Here is a 16,359-nt window from a genome sequence, read left to right as displayed (position 1 = left end):
TGAGGTTGTCTGCCGCCCCTGACAGGCGGCAAAACCTTTACGATTTAGCGGGAAAATGCCAGGGCCCTGCGCTCTATCCACCTTATTATCAGTGTCAGGATTCCAGTCAGAGTCAGGTAGATAAGACCCGCCAGTGAAAAAACTGTAAGGGTGTCGTATGTTTGGGCATTCAGGCGAGCGGCATAACCCATGAGGTCCATTAAGGTAATGGTACTGGCCAGTGAGGTTCCTTTCATAACCAGAATCATTTCATTGCCATAGGCTGGCAATGCCCTGCGAATCGCGTGGGGCAGTACGATCCGGGTCAAAGCCTGCTGGCGCGTCATACCCAGCGCCATAGCCGCTTCCCACTCACCGGCAGAGACCGCATCAATAGAACCCTTGAATAGTTGAGTGGAATAAGCCGCGCTATTCAGGGCCAGAGCCAGCATGGCACAGAACCAGGGTTCGCTGAGTAATGACCAGAATATTGTTTCCTGTAGTATCGGAAACTGAGCCGGACCATAATAAATCAGAAAAATCTGCACCAGCAGGGGGGTGCCCGTAAACATCAGGATTTGCAGTCGAACCAGCCAGACCAGAGGTTTAAAACGCAAGGAAAGGATCAGGGTAAACAGCAAGGCCATGACCAGACCAGCCAGCAAGCTGACTAAGGTCAACTCCAGGGTGGTCTGAAGACCTCTTGATAGGAGGGGCAGGTATTCATACAAGGATTCCGGCATTATACGTTCACCGTCCTGATATGTTGACTGGTTTTCTGCTTCATCTTGTTCAGGCAATGTTGACTGATCAGGGTGATCAACAGATAGATGGCACCAGCTGTTGCGTACCAGGTAAAAGGTTCATAAGTCTGGGATGAAACCAGTTGTGCCTGACGTAGCAGGTCCGTCACGCCTATCAGGGCGACCAGTGCCGTATCTTTCAGAAGCACCAGCCACTGATTGCCCAGCCCGGGTAGTGCGTGGCGCCAGGCCTGGGGCAGTACCACTCGATAAAAACAGCGGACAGAGCTGATACCCAGAGCTTTGGCCGCTTCCGACTGCCCCCTGGGAACGGCCATGAAAGCACCCCGCAGAGTCTGGCTGGCATAGGCTGAAAAGATCAGCGACAGGGCAAGGGTACCGGCTGTGAAAGGACTGATCTCTATAAACTCATCGGTGAGCAGAAAGAGCAGGTGTGTCGCACCGAAATAGATAAAGAAGACCACCAGAATCTCGGGCATTCCTCTGATAAGAGTGACCCATGAAACGGTCAGGTATCTAAGCAACCGGAAACGGCTCAGTTCACCCAAAGCCAGCAGGGCCGCCAGTATCAGGCCCAGAAGCAGGGAAGAAAGCGCCAGTCCCAGCGTCATCAGAGTTGCATTGAAGAATAGATCAAGCATGGGTACATGGGTCTGTCAGTTAATAAAGAGACTGCAACTGGGCAGGATGCAGTTCAGGCTTTGTTAAAGTATTTGTCGTAGATTTTTTGGTAAGTGCCGTTTTCTTTCAGTTTTTTCAGGGCAGAATCAATTTCTTCCTTCAGTTTGTCCTGTTTTCTGACTGCAATCCCGTAGCCGATGCCAAAATAATCTGCATCTTTCACCTCTGGGCCTGCCTGGGCATAGAGACCTTCGCCTCTTTCTTTCATCCATTCTCTGGCAACCGCAGTATCGGCGAAGACCGCATCAACCCGGCCACTGGTCATATCCAGGAAAGCATTCTGGAATGTGTCATAAGGACGGACCTTAACACCCTGACTCTCCAGCTTTTCGATCAGATACTGTTGATGGGTTGAGCCGTTCTGAACACCCACAGAGTGACCCTTGAGCGCTTCAATAGACGTTAATCCCTTGTTTTTGTCGGTGACAAAGATGGCCGAGTTCTCATAATAAGGGCCACTGAAGTCGACTTGCTTGAGACGGTCTGGAGTAATGTCCATCCCTGAAATCACTGCGTCAAAACGGCGGAACTTCAGACTGGGAATAAGGCTGTCAAAGGACTGATTGCTGAACGTACACTCTGCTTTCAGTTCGTTACAGATGGCTTTGGCCAGATCAATATCAAACCCTTCCAGTTGATTGTCTTTACCCACAAACTCAAAAGGAGGATAAGTGGCTTCTGTGGCAAAGCGAATAGTCTCGACAGCCTGAGCCTGAGTGAATTGAGCGCCAATGAGCGTGGCAACAGTCAAAGCACTGGTCGCCAGCAGGGAAGCGAACATCTTTTTCATTTTTTGATACTCCAGAAATCATGAAAGTCTATAAACAAGCCAGTGCAGTCAGGCGTAAGGCTCCATTCCATAAACAGCAGACTTGTTGAAGTGCGGTGACACCATCCTTCAAAAAGCTCAGGACGAAAGGAGTGTTTATCTGCATCAGCACCTGGCTGCAATGGTCGGAGACGCTGTCTCCGGTGGGTCAATGTTCCAGATAGCTGCGAAAAGCCTCTGTCCGGGGGTGAGCAAAGTGATCGGATGATCCATCTTCAACAATATGACCATCTTCAAGATAAATCACCTTGCTGGCAATTTTTCGCGCAAATTCGACTTCGTGAGTGACAACTACCTGGGTGATACCGGATTGGCTCAGCTCCCTGATCACTTCTACCACCTGATTGGTGATAGCCGGATCAAGAGCCGCAGTGGGCTCATCGAATAAAAGAACGTCTGGCGACAGCATCAGGGAGCGGGTAATAGCTACCCGTTGCTGCTGGCCACCCGACAGCGAAGAAGGCCAGGCGTCGGCTTTTTCAGACAGGCCAACACGCTCGAGCAGTTCTCTGGCTTTGGTGGTGGCTTGCTCTTTGGGCATACCCTGTACAACCGGAGCCTCAATCAGATTGCCAAGCACGGTCATATGTGGCCAGAGATTGTATTGTTGAAATACCATGCCTACCCTGCGTCTCAGGGCGCAAGCCTGTTTGTTCAGGTGCCTGCTGTTATGGCCGTTGTTGAAATTAAACGCCATATCAGCGATTTTCATGGTGCCCTGGTCGGGTGTTTCCAGCAGGTTGAGCATGCGCAGCAGGGTGCTTTTACCTGCACCGCTGGCCCCCAGAAGAACGGTGGTTTCACCCCGGGGAATATTAAAACTGATATCTTTAAGAACCTGTGTGGAGCCAAATGCTTTGCTGAGGCCCTCTACGACTATGCCCATTGCCTTTCATCTGCCATTTTGTGAGAATTCCCGCTTTGCCGGGTATGAGATGCAGCGGGAATGTTTTGTGCTCATGACTGTGTGAGAGTCCTGCCCCGTGCAAGGTGTTTGTCGCGCTTGCACAAAAAAGCCTGTCCCGATTTTATGATATGGGCAGGCTTCAGGGCTGACGGAGTCCGTTGAGCTTAACCCTTTCTTGCCAGAAAAGCATAGGCCGAACAGACGACTGGTTCACATAAAAATAGATTCTCTTATACGATCATGGATAAAATCAAGTATTTTTAGAATACTTATTCATAATTGGTGCTTTTTTATCCAGAAGAGGCCAGGGATTCTGGTCACTACTGCCTGGGAATTCAGGAGCAATGAACAAAGGTTATGGCCAGTCAAAAACAGGAAGAACTCATTAAGGCTTTCAGACAGCTGCTTAAAGAAGAGCGCTGCGGGTCCCAAAGCCAGATCGTTGAGCAACTTCAGAGTCAGGGCTTTGATAATATCAGTCAGTCAAAAGTTTCCCGGTTACTTTGTCGCCACGGTGCTGTTCGTGTTCGCAATGCCCGCAATGAACAAGTGTATTGTCTGCCCCCGGAACTGGGGAAAATGGATTCCAATATTGCCGTCAGAGATCTGGTGGAAGACGTAGCTAACAACGGCATGTTGATCGTGATCAAAACCAGTCCGGGGGCTGCCCAGATGATCGCACGGCTGTTGGATTCCGTCGGCCGCTCCGATGGTATCCTGGGGTGTGTAGCGGGCGACGACACTATTTTTGTAGCTCCCGTTTCCTCTGCTGAAATTGACAGGCTTCAGGACGGTATCGTCAAGCTGTTTATGTAACACCCTGATTATCATTGGACTGATTGACATCCTCGCAGAACGTGAGTGCGAGATGCTGTTTTGTACGTCAATGAATTAATAATTTTGAGCGGACCCGAACTGTTGCTGAATGAGCTGATGGGCTGGGTAAAGCCTGCCACAGGCATATTTACCCGGTTCATTTTTGTCTATATGCTTGTGGCTCATTTTTTCAGTGCTTCCAGAGTCGATGGCATCACCCGGTTTCAAGATAGCGCATAACGTTAATCCAGAACACATGAGTGCGATCCTGTCCGGTAGTTGGGACCGGTATCAGGCGTTACCTGATGCTGTGCAGTTATTTTCTGAACTGATTTCAGGGGACCTCCAGACGCTTGATCTCCTGACCGACGCTTCCTTTCAATGGGATTCGCTGTTTTGTGCCTGGTTGCTCAAGCTTCAACGACACTGTGATAGTAATAATATAAAGTTGTTACTCTCCGGGTTGCCGGAAGATGTCCAGAACCTTCATCAGTTGGCCATCGCAGTTCCTGTGGAAAACGTTTCGACTAAAAAGACTTTTTTTTCATTGCAGTCACTGCAATTCCTGACGAAAGGAGTGTTTCAGTGGCTGGAAAATGTTGTTCTTTTTTTGGGCGATATCACGCTCGGAATAATCAGAATGTTCAGGTTGCGCAGCGATGTCAGACCTGGTGACTTTTTTCAGTTTTTGCATCAGACCGGGCCAGCGGCATTACCCATCGTGACCTTACTGAGCTTTCTGGTAGGCATGATTCTGGCCTACCTGGGGACAGTCCAGTTACGACAGTTTGGTGCTGAAGTTTACGTGGCTGATCTGGTGGGTATTGGTATGGTGCGGGAAATGGGGGCTTTGATGACCGCTATCATCATGGCCGGTAGAACAGGCGCTGCCTACGCCGCACAGCTGGGTACCATGCAGGTCAATGAAGAGGTTGATGCTCTTACCACGCTGGGCATCAAGACCGTTGATTATCTGGTGCTTCCGAGAATGCTGGCCCTTATTGTGGCCATGCCATTGTTGACGCTTTATAGCGATGTATTGGGAATGCTGGGAGGCTCGGCTGTGGCTCTCAGTATGGACATCACCTTCACCCAGTATTTTTATCAGCTTTCCGGTTCCTTCGCCATGGCCGATGTGATGACAGGCTTATTTAAAAGTCTGGTGTTCGCTATTTTGATCAGTTTTGCCGGGTGTCAGGCCGGACTGGCCTGTGGCCGCTCTTCTGCGGCAGTGGGTAAGGCAACCACTACGGCGGTGGTTACTGCTATTGTCTATCTGGTGGTCGCGGATGCAGGTCTGAATATTCTCTATTTCCAGATGGGTATTTGATAATGGAGCAGCCAGGTCCCCAAGCTACGGATAGAAAAAGCGCAGCAATAGAAGTCAGCCAGCTGACTATGAAATACGGCAGCAACCTTATACAGCAGGACCTGACCTTTAAGGTTCACAAAGGCGATGTGTTTGTGATCATGGGAGGTAGTGGTTGTGGTAAAAGCACTTTGCTCAAGCATATGATCGGACTCTATCAGCCAGCCGCCGGAACCATTGCCTATGAGGGGCGGGACTATTTTTCTGCCACAGACAACCAGCAGCTGGAAATGCGGAAGCGGTGGGGAGTCACTTATCAGAGTGGTGCCCTGTTCAGTGCCATGACTTTGGCAGAAAATGTCGGTTTTCCTCTCACCCAATATACCCGGATGAAACCGGCAGAGGTATTCGATCTGGTGCGTTACAAGCTGGCTCTGGTCGGGTTGGCAGGCTATGAAAACTATTATCCGTCACAAATCAGTGGTGGTATGGCCAAGCGTGCCGGTCTGGCCAGGGCTATGGCTCTGGACCCTGACGTGCTGTTTTTCGACGAGCCGTCAGCCGGTCTTGATCCTCTCAGTGCCAGGCGGCTGGACGATCTGATTCTTCAGCTCAGTCAGTCACTGGGAGTAACGATTGTGATCGTAACCCATGAACTGGAAAGTATTTTTGCCATAGGCTCCAATGGCGTATTTCTCGATGCGCAGACTAAAACACAGCTGGATACGGGGGCTCCGTCCTATATGCTGAATCACAGCTCTCAGCCCCTGGTCAGAGACTTTCTGTCCCGAGGGCAGAGCCATCAGCGGGCTTCTGAGAAGAGCCATCAGCGGGCTTCCGGGGAAAGAGGACGATGAATAAAAAAAGGTACTCCATTTTTGCCGGTCTGTTCGTGATTACCATGATCGGACTGGCAGTGGGTCTTGCCATCTTTGTAGGCCAGGGCAGTTACTCCAGTCACAGCAAAGAGCGTTATGAGCTGATCTACGACAGTAGTGTTATGGGTCTGAATATTGGAGCTCCTGTTACGCTGCGAGGGGTCAAAATTGGTGAAGTCACGGATATCCGCACCCAGCTGTATGTGGACAAGGAAGAGTTATTAAATACGGTGATTATCGATATCTATCCGGACATGGTTATTGGTAAGGGAGGAAAAGTTCCTGAAGATATCATGAAGCAACTGGTGTTCCGGGGACTGGCAGCCAAGCTCAAAACCCAGAGTCTTCTCACAGGATTGTTGTACGTCGAAGTGGACTTCTACAAAACCAGTGCGCGAACGATTCCTGTCTCTACACAATACCCTCAGCTCCCGACGGTGCCCACTGATTTTGAAACCATTACTCAAGATCTGGACGAAATGAACCTGCCTGCGCTTATAGCAGACTTGAAAAGTATTGCCCACAACCTGAATACCATCAGTAGCAGTCAGGCATTTCAGCAGATGCCGACAAAACTCAATAAGGCTTTTTCACAGTTTGGGGCTATGTCAGAGGATATGGCTAAAAGCATGTCAGACATCAGGGATGAATTTGTCCCTATGGCTGATAGCATGAACCAGATGTCTCAGGCTATTGAGAGAGAACTGCCAAAAACGCTTGGTCGGGTAAGCGAGGTATTATCCTCTGTAGAAGCTGTCCTGAAAGCACTGGAGCAAACGACAATGGAACTGAGTGATACCCTGGCACCTGACTCGCCTCTGATGTATCAATTGGATCGCAGCAGTAAGGATATCAGTCGCTCGGCAGATGCTGTCAGGGAGCTGGCAGAGTTGTTGGAAGAACAGCCGGGTTCAGTGTTGTTGGGCAGAGATACAGGGGAGTAATGTCATGAAAAGTCATGTTAAATGGTTTCTGCCTCTGATTGCCGTGTTTCTTATGTCGGCCTGCGTGAGTCAAGTCAGACCTTTTCAGTACTACACTCTGAAGCCGGTAGTTGAGGGGGAGTCCGGTCAGACTAGAGTATCGTCAATCGGAGTGGCTCCGGCCAGAATCCCGGGCTGGATGGATCGATCTGGTCTGATTATAAACGACGGGGGGTACAAACTTATCCGCTTCGATAATCAGCGTTGGGGTGAACCACTACAGGATGCAATCACACGTACCCTGACTCAGAATCTGATGGCATTATTTCCTCACTCTGATATTCAGGCCGGACCCTGGTTGAGGAGTCAGGCACCTGATATTGCTGTGGCAGTTGACATTAATAATCTGGCCTGGTCTGGCAATAACATGGAGCTGGATGCCAGTTTTACCCTCCTTAAAAAACAGGCAAGCGTTGAATTTCGCACCGTCAGGTTAACCAGAAATCTCCCAAAAGGAAGCACTCCTGAGCAATGGGTTAAAAGCTTCAGTTATTTGCTGGCTGATCTGAGTCAGCGAATAGAGAAGGGCATTGTTGCTCAGCATTGAAGAGTTGTTGGGTCGCCCAGACGGGGTCGCCCAGACGGGGTCGCCCAGACGGGGTCGCCCAGACGGGGTCGCCCAGACGGGGTCGCCTGGACGGGGTCGCCTGGACGGGGTCGCCCAGACGGGCGCTATTCTCGGTCAGCCTACTAGGAGCCTGACCGAGAATAGCGCCCGTAGCGAGGACGGCAGAAAATTGAGGATGAAAATTCGGTTTTGTGAGGAGAATAGCTAGCTATTTGACGAACAAAAGCGGATTTTCAGACCAATTTGCTGCCGCCGCAGTAGGGCAGCTATTCTCGGTCAGGCTCCTAGGAGCCTGACCGAGAATAGGCTTATCTGTTATGATAAGCCTTAAACCAACTCCGATGATGCCAGATGTCACCACCACCAAAATTCAAGGACAGCCCTGTTGAGTTTGACCAGCATCTGCTGTTCCCAACCAACATTTTCGACCTGCTTCCCAAAGACCATGATTGTTTCGTTTATGAAAGCATTTTTCAGAACATCGATACGTCTGAGGTTGAAAAAAAATATCACCACCTTGGTCAGCACGCTTACCCTCCAAAGCTCATTGTCGCTATTCTGATCTACGCCTATAGCCATGGTGTTTTCAGCTCCCGTCAGATTGAGCGACGGTGTCGACAAGATCTGGCGTTCATGTATATCTCACAAATGAACTGCCCAAATTTCAGGGTTCTGGGAGATTTTCGTAAGGAAAATCTGTCGTTTTTTCATGACTGCTTCAAACAGTCCGTCAAACTGGCCATGGAGCTCAAAATGGCATCACTGGGCCATATCAGCCTGGATGGCTCCAAGTTCAAAGCCAACAGCTCAAAGCACAAGGCCATGACCTACGGAAGGCTCAAGGCTAAAGAGGCAGAACTCAGTGCAGAAGTGGATGAGCTGATCAAAAAAGCCAGTCAGTGCGACCAGGAAGAAGACGACGCCTACAAAGCAAGCAACGGCTACAGCATTCCTGAAGACCTCCAGTTTAAAGAGGAGCGTCTGAAAAAAATCAAAGCGGCCAAAGAAGCCCTTGAAGAACGCGAAAAAGCCCTGAACCCTGATGAGCCTATTGACGACAAAAGGCAGATAAGCTTTGCAGACCATGATGCCCGGATCATGAGCAAGAAAAGTTACTGTGAGTACAGCTACAATGCTCAAATCACCGTAGATGCTGATAATCAGATCATCGTCGGCCAGCACATCAGCCAGCAAGCCAATGATGTTCAGGAGGCAGAGCCTGCTTTGGAAGCACTGTCTGAGACAACCGATGGTGCTGTTGTGGATAAGGTGAGCATGGATAATGGTTATTTCTCAGGGCCAAACCTGCATGTGCTGGATAAGCATGAAATAGATGGCTACATAGCCACCGACAGAAAAGAGAAGCCAGCAGATACCCAGCTTAAGGACTCTGAGCGTAAGTTTGTCAAAGCAGATTTTGACTACGATGCAGAAATGGATGTGTTTATCTGTCCGGCTGGGGAGAAGCTGATAACTAACCCAGACAGCAAGGCCAAGAGGCAGAGTTACCGGGCGAACAAGGACGCATGCAGGAAGTGTGTTTACCGTTCACAATGCAGTGGCTCAAAAAAGGATGCTGGCAGGGTCATCCGCACAGACAAGTTTGAGCCCGCGCGGCAACGTATGAACAAGAAAATGGAGACAGCCAGTGCGAAAGCAATCTATGAGCGTCGTAAGGTCATTGCAGAGCCACCGTTTGGTCATATAAAAAACTCAGGGTTCAGGAGTTTTAGCCTTCGTGGTAAAGAGAAGGTAGAAGCAGAGTTCTCACTGGTATGCACGGCACACAATTTCAAAAAATTTGTGAAGGCCGCTTCAACGGGATCAATCCGTCTTGAGAATTTAAAAGGGGTTAAAAAAGCGGCATAAAGGCTGTGAAAAGGCCTAAATTTGCAAAAATGAGCAAAATTACACCAAAAATTGGATGTTTTTTGCTCATCCTGAAATTTTAGAGAGCCTCTGGGGATCTAGTTACGCCATTCTCGGTCAGGCTCCTAGTGCGGCGGGTCCTTTGGAAGAAAGTCATCGTGCATGACTTCTTCATACGTCCACGGACATTCTGAAGGGAAGGTTTTAAGGAGCAACTCGGTTTGCTTGGCCGCAAGGACGACGGCTTTTTGGTAGGCTTTTTTATACAGTTCTGCCTTCCTGGGCTTCAGACCGGGGTTTTCATCAAGTACATCTTTAGCCTTGGCTCTTTGTAAAATGATGGAGTCCCGCCAGCTTCTTGAACGTCGCTCTGGCTGGTATTGCCATTTTAATAAGTGCATGAGCAGTTGCATCAGGTGACTGGTTAATGAACGCGGCTCATGCTTCCCCATATCTTCCACTTCTTCAGCAAGGTTATCGAGATCAAGTTCGTCGAACCGGCGTTCTTTAATGAGTTGAGCCTGCTGTTTAGTCCAACTATAGAAGTCGGACTCGTAAAGTGTTTTCTGATCATTATCCATGATGTAACTCCCCCGTTAACTACAGCAGAGTATAGGACAAGTATTGTAATGTCATTCCCATCAATACCAACCAGCGTAGATCGCTACTGAACCGGCTATTGGGTCGCACCGGGGCCGCAATTTTACTGGATCAGACACGTCAACACGGCAGGTCAGCATTCCGGTTTCAATCAGCTTGATAGCACAGAACGACTGTAATGCTTTCACAAGTCATCGTCATCGTCATCATCGTCAACAAGATGTAAATTAATGATCTTCAATCTTAAGCGTTCTATTTCTTCTTCCAATCTCATATCAATTTCTTTTTTTAAGATTACAGATAAAACCTCATCTACTCTTGATCTGACAGAGAAAAGTTCAGAAAAAGAGCAAAGGTGGGGTGTGATTTCAATTTTAATGTAAGGAACTTTTCCGCATAAGTCATGAGCTTTTAAAATATGCAAATCGTGATGATAGATTAGTTCCTTTCTGCATATTGGGCATGTGTCTTTTTTCTCTCTTTTATTCCAGCGTGAAATACAACGCTCATGAAATTCATGCTGACAGCATAAAGAAATACCTTTATCCTCGTAGTGCAATATTTCAAGACAAATAGGACAGATTGATTGGGCAGATACCGCATTTGAAATAAAAAAAGTAATTAGAAGAATTAAAAAATGTCTGATTATATTAATTTTCATATTATTAAGCCCCCCGTGATAGATTTGCTTTCTGAAGTGTGGCCGATGCTTTAGTTATGAAGGATATTAAACGACCCGGAAAGATCCAGAAGGCCGACCAATTTGCTGCGCATGGATGCAGGAGCAATGCGAGCGCAGAGTTAAGATTTGTATTGAGTTTTAAACAGTCCGGACGACCCCGATTCAGAACGATAACCGATATTCACTTCAAACTCTCTCAGGCGTTTAACAATGGATAACAACTCAGTGACGTTTGCCCAGTTTTCAGTAAAGTAGGAAAGGCTGTCTGAAACACTGCTAAATGCATGGGACACTCTGTTTAAAGTCCCCATCAGGATGATGCCGTAAATAACACCCGGACCAATGACCATCAGGTCGGCAATAGACACAAACTGGAAAAAGAAGTTTTGCCAGAGTGAAAAGTAGGAGTGGTTGAGAAACAGTCGAAAATAGTTCAAACGCAGTCCCGTAAACAGCTCCAGCAGCGTTGGAGTGTTGGCGTAGGTTTTATCGTCTTCAGCATAAACCAGCTGTTTTCTGAAGCGGGCTTCGACTTTCTGGTTGTTGTATTCAAGGCCGGGCAGGCGGATGCCCACAACGTAGGAGATGATGACGGCGCTGAAAGACAACAGGCAGGAAAACCACAGCAGGGAACCAGGTATCTGACTCATGATTTCCATGCCTTTCAGGGATAGCGGAATTTTATCATAGTTCTCCGCAAAAGCGGGGCTGTTGAGCCAGTCCGCCAGCTTGCCACAAATCTCCTCACTGAGCGTCCAGAGAATGGGGATAAAGGCGATCAATGTCAGAATGGAGCGAAACAGTCCCAGTGCCAGCAGTTCGGTGACTCTGGCAAAACGCTGGGGATCTTCCTGCAAGCGTTGGGAGGCGCCTTCAATGTCACTATCTACTTTTTGCCAGAAGGGCAGGTAAGCGAGGGTCATGGCCTGCCGCCAGCGGAAGCAAAAGTGCTGTGAAAGGAAGCTGGAAAGGGTTCTCAGTAAAATATAGGGAAAAACTATGGCGCAGAATAGAAGAATCAGTTCCCAGAAACGGTCAATGGTTTCCGGTTTGGCCAGCTGCATCATATTCCACATCTCGCCATACCATTCATTCATTCTGACCATCATGCTGACTTCAATAAATATAGAGGTGAGCAGGGCGGCAAGCCCTCCCCAGGCCCATATGGCCCACTGTTTTGACAAGAAAAAGCACTTCAGCATCCCTGCACTCCTCTATTGCATTGTGTATATAACTTTTGACAGTTGAGGATTCAAATCGTTCATTTTTTGGTGCAGCAGCCGCTATCAGCCCGTTTACAATAGCTATAAATCTTTATGGGGCAGATGAGCGTCAGGGGATGGTTTTTCATGGGGTTTAAAACCTTTCAAAAACGTATTGCTCTCTGCCTTTTTCATGAGTTCTTCAGCCATCTCCTGCTCAAGCAAACTGCCAATGGCAAGCAGCAGATATTCGCTGTCAATTGCTCCCATTAACTGAAGGCCAAAAGGCAGGTTTTCATGATTAAAGCCGCAGGGAATGGTCACCCTGGGACCTCCTGTCAGGTTGGCCAGTGAAGTATTAAATGCCAGAAGGTAAGCTTTGGCTAAATTCAACTCGCCAGCGGTATTTGTTAGCCAGTGGTTCACTCTGGCCGGAGCAGGCGTTAACGTTGTTGGCATTGCAATAACATCAACCTTTGAGAAGATATTTTTTTCAAAGTGATCTGCCAGCACTTTCTGGTTCTGTCTGGCTCGTTCGGCCTGTTCATTAGACAGGGCTTTGCCCATTAACAGGGCCATTTCAGTTTCATAAGGTATACCTTTGCCCAAAAAATTGAGATTCCCTTTCGCTGCCCAGCTCCCAAACAGGGTTATATGGGTTGCCCAGAGCCGTTTTCTGAAATTCTCAGAGGTAAACTGCATTTTGACGAACAGGTTGTCTTTGCGATTTTGCAGTTTTTTAAGTCGGGTTCCTAATCGGTCGAGACATTCAAATGTTTTCTCTGAAACTTCTTTGTCTGCATGTTCAAGCCAGTCAGGATCAAGGCCTATTTTTAGAGTCTTCAAAGCTTCAGCTACTTGAAGGGTGGGATGACGTCCGCTTGCAATCTGATAGCCCAGAGCAATATCTTTAAAACGCTCACCGATGAGCCCAATAGCCACCATGTCTAACTCAGCGTTGATGTAATTTTTGGTGGACAACTTGTCAGATGTGGGTTTGAGACCGGGTAAACCATTTAATGAGGCAGGAATGGATACAGAGCCACCACCATCAGTCCCTACTGTTAATGGCGACAGGCCAAGGGCAACCATCAGGGCACTGCCACTGGATGATCCACCCGCGACATGGAAAGAACTGAATCGATTAGAGACCCCGGGAAAGTGGGGGTTTTCTCCCGTTGCCCCAAGCCCGAAAAGATGTTGATTGGTTAGGCCCAGGATAATAACACCCTCATGCTTTAACAATCGTACCACTTCAGATTCAGTCTCTTCAGTGACAATGGGAAAAAGCGATTGATCGGCTATTTTTTTTCGATTAACGCCAGCGGTCGCGTAATAGCCTGCAACATTGACTTCTGATTTTACAGCAATAGGAATACCTTCCAACTCGCTGATAATCCGTTGCTTTTTACACTCTTCAATAACTCCATTATACGCTGAAATACACTTTAGCCACCGCTGATCGGAGGCCCTTGCCGTACGCATGGCGAGATCTTTGTTTTGCTCAATCAGCACATCCTTCATGCTTTCAGGCAGCTGTTTTTCGTACCAGTCATAAATATTTTCAACCAGCCTGGAAGGGGTTAGTTTTTGTTCTGCAAACAATTGCTGAATATCATCAATGCCACCGGCACGATCAAAAAGTTCGGATATCCTGCCCGTTGGGCTGCCACGAGAGCCTGTCTCTTCAGGAGATGTCTTTTCAGAAGCTGTCTCCTCAAAAGGAGCCCGTTCTGGCTTGTGCGGAATACCTGGATTGAGAGCCGTCAATCCTGCCTCAGAGAAAAGCACAGGATCTTCAGGGTTTATGCCACTCATGACCAACTGACTTTTGACGAACTCAATCTGTCGATCAACAGTCCCATGACCCACTACCCAACTTCGAACAAAGGACAGCCAGAATCCGGAAAGGTTTTGTGAAGAGCTTAGCCAGTCTGGGTAATAGTCCCAGGAAATATAAGGCTTTTGCCGGCAAGGGTTATAAATATCAACAAGAGTAGGGTCAGATAAGTCATAGCCATCACTGCCGGTTGCCATCACAAGAAGAGTGAATACAAGAGCTACACCTGAACGCCGCATTAGAGTTCCTCAATAGATTATCATTAACAATTTTTTCAACAGGAGCGAAGTATAGAACACTCGGAGTCTGAGCCTTTTTAGCAAAAACGTTCAAACCCTCGCCCAAACGAGGGTGCCACCAGACTCCTGGGCGCCAGCGGAAGCAGCAGTGCTGCGAAAGGAATTTTGACCATCATGGTGCGCAATAGCTACAAATCTCCTTTCCTGACTTTATGAGGCACACTGCCACCATCATCAGGGGATGGTTTTTGATAGGGTTTAAAACGTTTCAAAAACGTGTTGCTATCCGCCTTTTTTCTGAGTTCTCCGTCCATTTCCTGTTCAAGCAAATTGCCAAGTGCAAGCAACAGGTATTCACTATGAAAAGCACCCATTAGCTGAAGACCAAAAGGCAGATCTTCATGATTAAAGCCGCAGGGGATGGTTATCCTTGGGCTGCCTGTCAGGTTGGCCAGCGAAGTATTGAATGCCAGAAGATACGTGGTGGCAAAATTCAACTCGCCAGCTGTATTTGTTAGCCAGTGTTTCAATTTGGCTGTAGCAGGCGTTAAGGTCGTAGGCATGGCAATAACATCAACTTTTGAAAATATATTGTTTTCAAAATGACCGACCAGGTCTCTCTGGTTTTGTTTGGCTCGCTGGACTTGTTCATAAGACAGGGCCTTGCCCATCAACAGAGCCATTTCAGTTTCATGGGGTAAGTCCATACCATCAGTCTTGCCTACAAATTTGAATTTCCCCTCCGCTGCCCCATGCCCAAACAGGATCATATGGGTCGCCCAGAGCCGTTTTCTGAAGTTCTCAGGCATAAATTGCATTCTGACAAAGAGGCTGTCTTTGTGACTTTGCAGTTTTTTAAGTTGGGTTCCCAATCGGTCAAGACATTCAAATGTTTTCTCTGAAACTTCTTTATCTGCATGTTCAAGCCAATCAGGGTCAAGGCCTATTTTTAGAGTCTTCAAAGCCTCAGCTACTTGAGGGGTGGGATGAATTCCGCTTGAAACCTGATAACCGAGGGCAATATCTTTAAAACGGTTACCAATAAGTCCAATAGCCGTCAGAGCCGGCACTGCGTAGTCATAATTTTTGGTGGACAGTTTGTCTGTGGTGGGTTTAAGACCGGGTAAACCATTCAATGAGGCAGAAATGGATACAGACCCTCCATTATCGGTACCTACTGTTAATGGCGACAAGCCAAGAGCAGCCATCAGGGCACTGCCACTGGATGATCCACCCGCGACATGGAAAGGACTGAATCGATTAGAGATCCTGGGAAATTGTGGATTTTCTCCCGTTGCTCCAAGCCCGAGAATATGTTGATGGGTTGACCCCAGAATAATAACTCCCTCACTCTTTAACCGTTGGACCACTTCAGATTCAGTATTTTCAAACGCCATGTAAAAGGTCGGATGATAGGCCATTTTGCGACGAAGGCCAGCGGTCGGGTAATACCCTGCAACATTGATTTCTGAGCTTACGGCAATAGGAATACCTTCCAGCTCTCTAATAATCCGTTTTTTTTTACACTCTTCAATAACACCCAGGTATGCTGAAGTACAATTCCGCCATCGCAGATCCGAGGCTTCAGCCATTTTCATTGCCAGATTTTTGTCTTGTTCAATCAGCACATCCTTCATACTTTCTGGCAGCTTCTTTTCGTACCAGAGATAAATATCTTCAACCAACCTGGGAGGGGTTAGTTTTTGTTCTGCAAACAATTGTTGAATGTCATCAATGCCACCGGCACGATCAAAAAGTTCGGATATCCTGGCAGTTGGACTGCCGCGAGAGACATTGTCTAAAGAAGGAGCCTCTTCAAAAGGACCTTCTTCAAAAGGTCGCCGCTCAGGCCTGCCCGGAATACCTGCGTTGAGTGCTGATAATTCTGCGTCGGAGAAAAGCACAGGATCTTCAGGGTTTATGCAGCTCATGACCAACTGCCTTTTGATGTACTCAATCTGTTCATTGATACTCCCAAGACCCACTACCCAATTTCGGGTATAGTACAGCGAAAATCCGGAAAGGCTTTCTGAAGAACTCAGCCAGTCAGGATAATAGTCCCTGGTGATATAAGGTTTTTGCCCGGTACGACGATCAATATCAACAAGAACAGGGTCGGATAAGACATAGCCATAACTAACGGCCGCCACTAGAAGAAGAGCGAATACAAGAGCCACACCTGAACGCTGCATTGTAGTTCCTCAATAGAGTTT

At 47.9% G+C, this 16,359-nt stretch carries 16 protein-coding genes; 7 read left to right on the top strand and 9 right to left on the bottom strand.

Translation table 11 applies throughout. The features are described 5' to 3' along the window. Positions 1-44 precede the first annotated feature (44 nt). From artM to ACOMG9_RS17495, 4 genes are all read right to left on the bottom strand, one after another. On the bottom strand, positions 45-722 hold the full coding sequence (gene artM / locus ACOMG9_RS17510) for an arginine ABC transporter permease ArtM (protein ID WP_448217843.1): 678 nt from the start codon (positions 720-722) through the stop codon (positions 45-47). Continuing rightward, a complete protein-coding gene (gene artQ / locus ACOMG9_RS17505) occupies positions 722-1,384 on the bottom strand; it encodes an arginine ABC transporter permease ArtQ (protein WP_448217842.1) in 663 nt (220 codons plus the stop codon). Before artQ ends, artM begins: the two co-directional genes overlap by 1 nt. 53 nt (positions 1,385-1,437) lie before the next feature. Further along, positions 1,438-2,214, bottom strand: coding sequence for a lysine/arginine/ornithine ABC transporter substrate-binding protein (locus tag ACOMG9_RS17500; RefSeq protein ID WP_422134722.1), 777 nt, complete (start codon positions 2,212-2,214; stop codon positions 1,438-1,440). Between the two features lie 187 nt (positions 2,215-2,401). Further along, positions 2,402-3,139 carry an ATP-binding cassette domain-containing protein gene (locus tag ACOMG9_RS17495; RefSeq protein WP_494529176.1) on the bottom strand — a complete coding sequence of 246 codons (738 nt, stop codon included), beginning with the start codon at positions 3,137-3,139 and terminating at the stop codon, positions 2,402-2,404. A 378-nt stretch (positions 3,140-3,517) separates the two neighbouring features. Between ACOMG9_RS17495 and argR the strand changes: the two genes are divergently transcribed. The 7 genes from argR (at position 3,518) to ACOMG9_RS17460 (ending at position 9,583) form a co-directional block, all read left to right on the top strand. Further along, complete coding sequence (argR, locus tag ACOMG9_RS17490) at positions 3,518-3,976, top strand: transcriptional regulator ArgR (protein ID WP_422134720.1); 459 nt, start codon at positions 3,518-3,520, stop codon at positions 3,974-3,976. An 84-nt stretch (positions 3,977-4,060) separates the two neighbouring features. Next, positions 4,061-4,216, top strand: coding sequence for a hypothetical protein (locus ACOMG9_RS17485; RefSeq protein WP_422138615.1), 156 nt, complete (start codon positions 4,061-4,063; stop codon positions 4,214-4,216). 16 nt (positions 4,217-4,232) lie between these two features. Further along, complete coding sequence (locus ACOMG9_RS17480; protein WP_448217840.1) at positions 4,233-5,306, top strand: ABC transporter permease; 1,074 nt, start codon at positions 4,233-4,235, stop codon at positions 5,304-5,306. Between the two features lie 2 nt (positions 5,307-5,308). Further along, entirely contained in the window at positions 5,309-6,142 is an 834-nt protein-coding gene (locus ACOMG9_RS17475) for an ABC transporter ATP-binding protein (RefSeq protein ID WP_494529175.1), read from the top strand. Beyond that, the gene (locus tag ACOMG9_RS17470) at positions 6,139-7,107 is read left to right on the top strand and encodes an MlaD family protein (protein ID WP_494529174.1); all 969 of its coding nucleotides are present in this window, start codon (positions 6,139-6,141) and stop codon (positions 7,105-7,107) included. Before ACOMG9_RS17475 ends, ACOMG9_RS17470 begins: the two co-directional genes overlap by 4 nt. 4 nt (positions 7,108-7,111) lie before the next feature. Next, positions 7,112-7,693, top strand: a complete 582-nt coding sequence (locus ACOMG9_RS17465) for a PqiC family protein (protein WP_448217837.1) — start codon at positions 7,112-7,114, stop codon at positions 7,691-7,693. A gap of 372 nt (positions 7,694-8,065) precedes the next feature. Further along, the gene (locus tag ACOMG9_RS17460) at positions 8,066-9,583 is read left to right on the top strand and encodes an IS1182 family transposase (RefSeq protein ID WP_448216038.1); all 1,518 of its coding nucleotides are present in this window, start codon (positions 8,066-8,068) and stop codon (positions 9,581-9,583) included. Positions 9,584-9,708: 125 nt separating this feature from the next. On the opposite strand, the gene ACOMG9_RS17455 is transcribed toward ACOMG9_RS17460, so the two are convergent. From ACOMG9_RS17455 to ACOMG9_RS17435, 5 genes are all read right to left on the bottom strand, one after another. Continuing rightward, a complete protein-coding gene (locus ACOMG9_RS17455; protein ID WP_448217836.1) occupies positions 9,709-10,164 on the bottom strand; it encodes a DUF29 domain-containing protein in 456 nt (151 codons plus the stop codon). Positions 10,165-10,367: 203 nt separating this feature from the next. Next, positions 10,368-10,844 carry an RING finger domain-containing protein gene (locus ACOMG9_RS17450; RefSeq protein ID WP_494529173.1) on the bottom strand — a complete coding sequence of 159 codons (477 nt, stop codon included), beginning with the start codon at positions 10,842-10,844 and terminating at the stop codon, positions 10,368-10,370. Positions 10,845-10,984: 140 nt separating this feature from the next. Beyond that, entirely contained in the window at positions 10,985-12,067 is a 1,083-nt protein-coding gene (locus ACOMG9_RS17445; RefSeq protein WP_448217834.1) for an SbmA/BacA-like family transporter, read from the bottom strand. A gap of 102 nt (positions 12,068-12,169) precedes the next feature. After that, positions 12,170-14,146 carry an amidase gene (locus ACOMG9_RS17440; RefSeq protein ID WP_494529172.1) on the bottom strand — a complete coding sequence of 659 codons (1,977 nt, stop codon included), beginning with the start codon at positions 14,144-14,146 and terminating at the stop codon, positions 12,170-12,172. A 188-nt stretch (positions 14,147-14,334) separates the two neighbouring features. Next, positions 14,335-16,338 carry an amidase gene (locus ACOMG9_RS17435; protein WP_494529171.1) on the bottom strand — a complete coding sequence of 668 codons (2,004 nt, stop codon included), beginning with the start codon at positions 16,336-16,338 and terminating at the stop codon, positions 14,335-14,337. Positions 16,339-16,359: the final 21 nt, after the last annotated feature.

Source organism: Endozoicomonas sp. PH6C (assembly GCF_059322965.1).
This window is presented reverse-complemented; position numbering and strand designations above follow the sequence as displayed.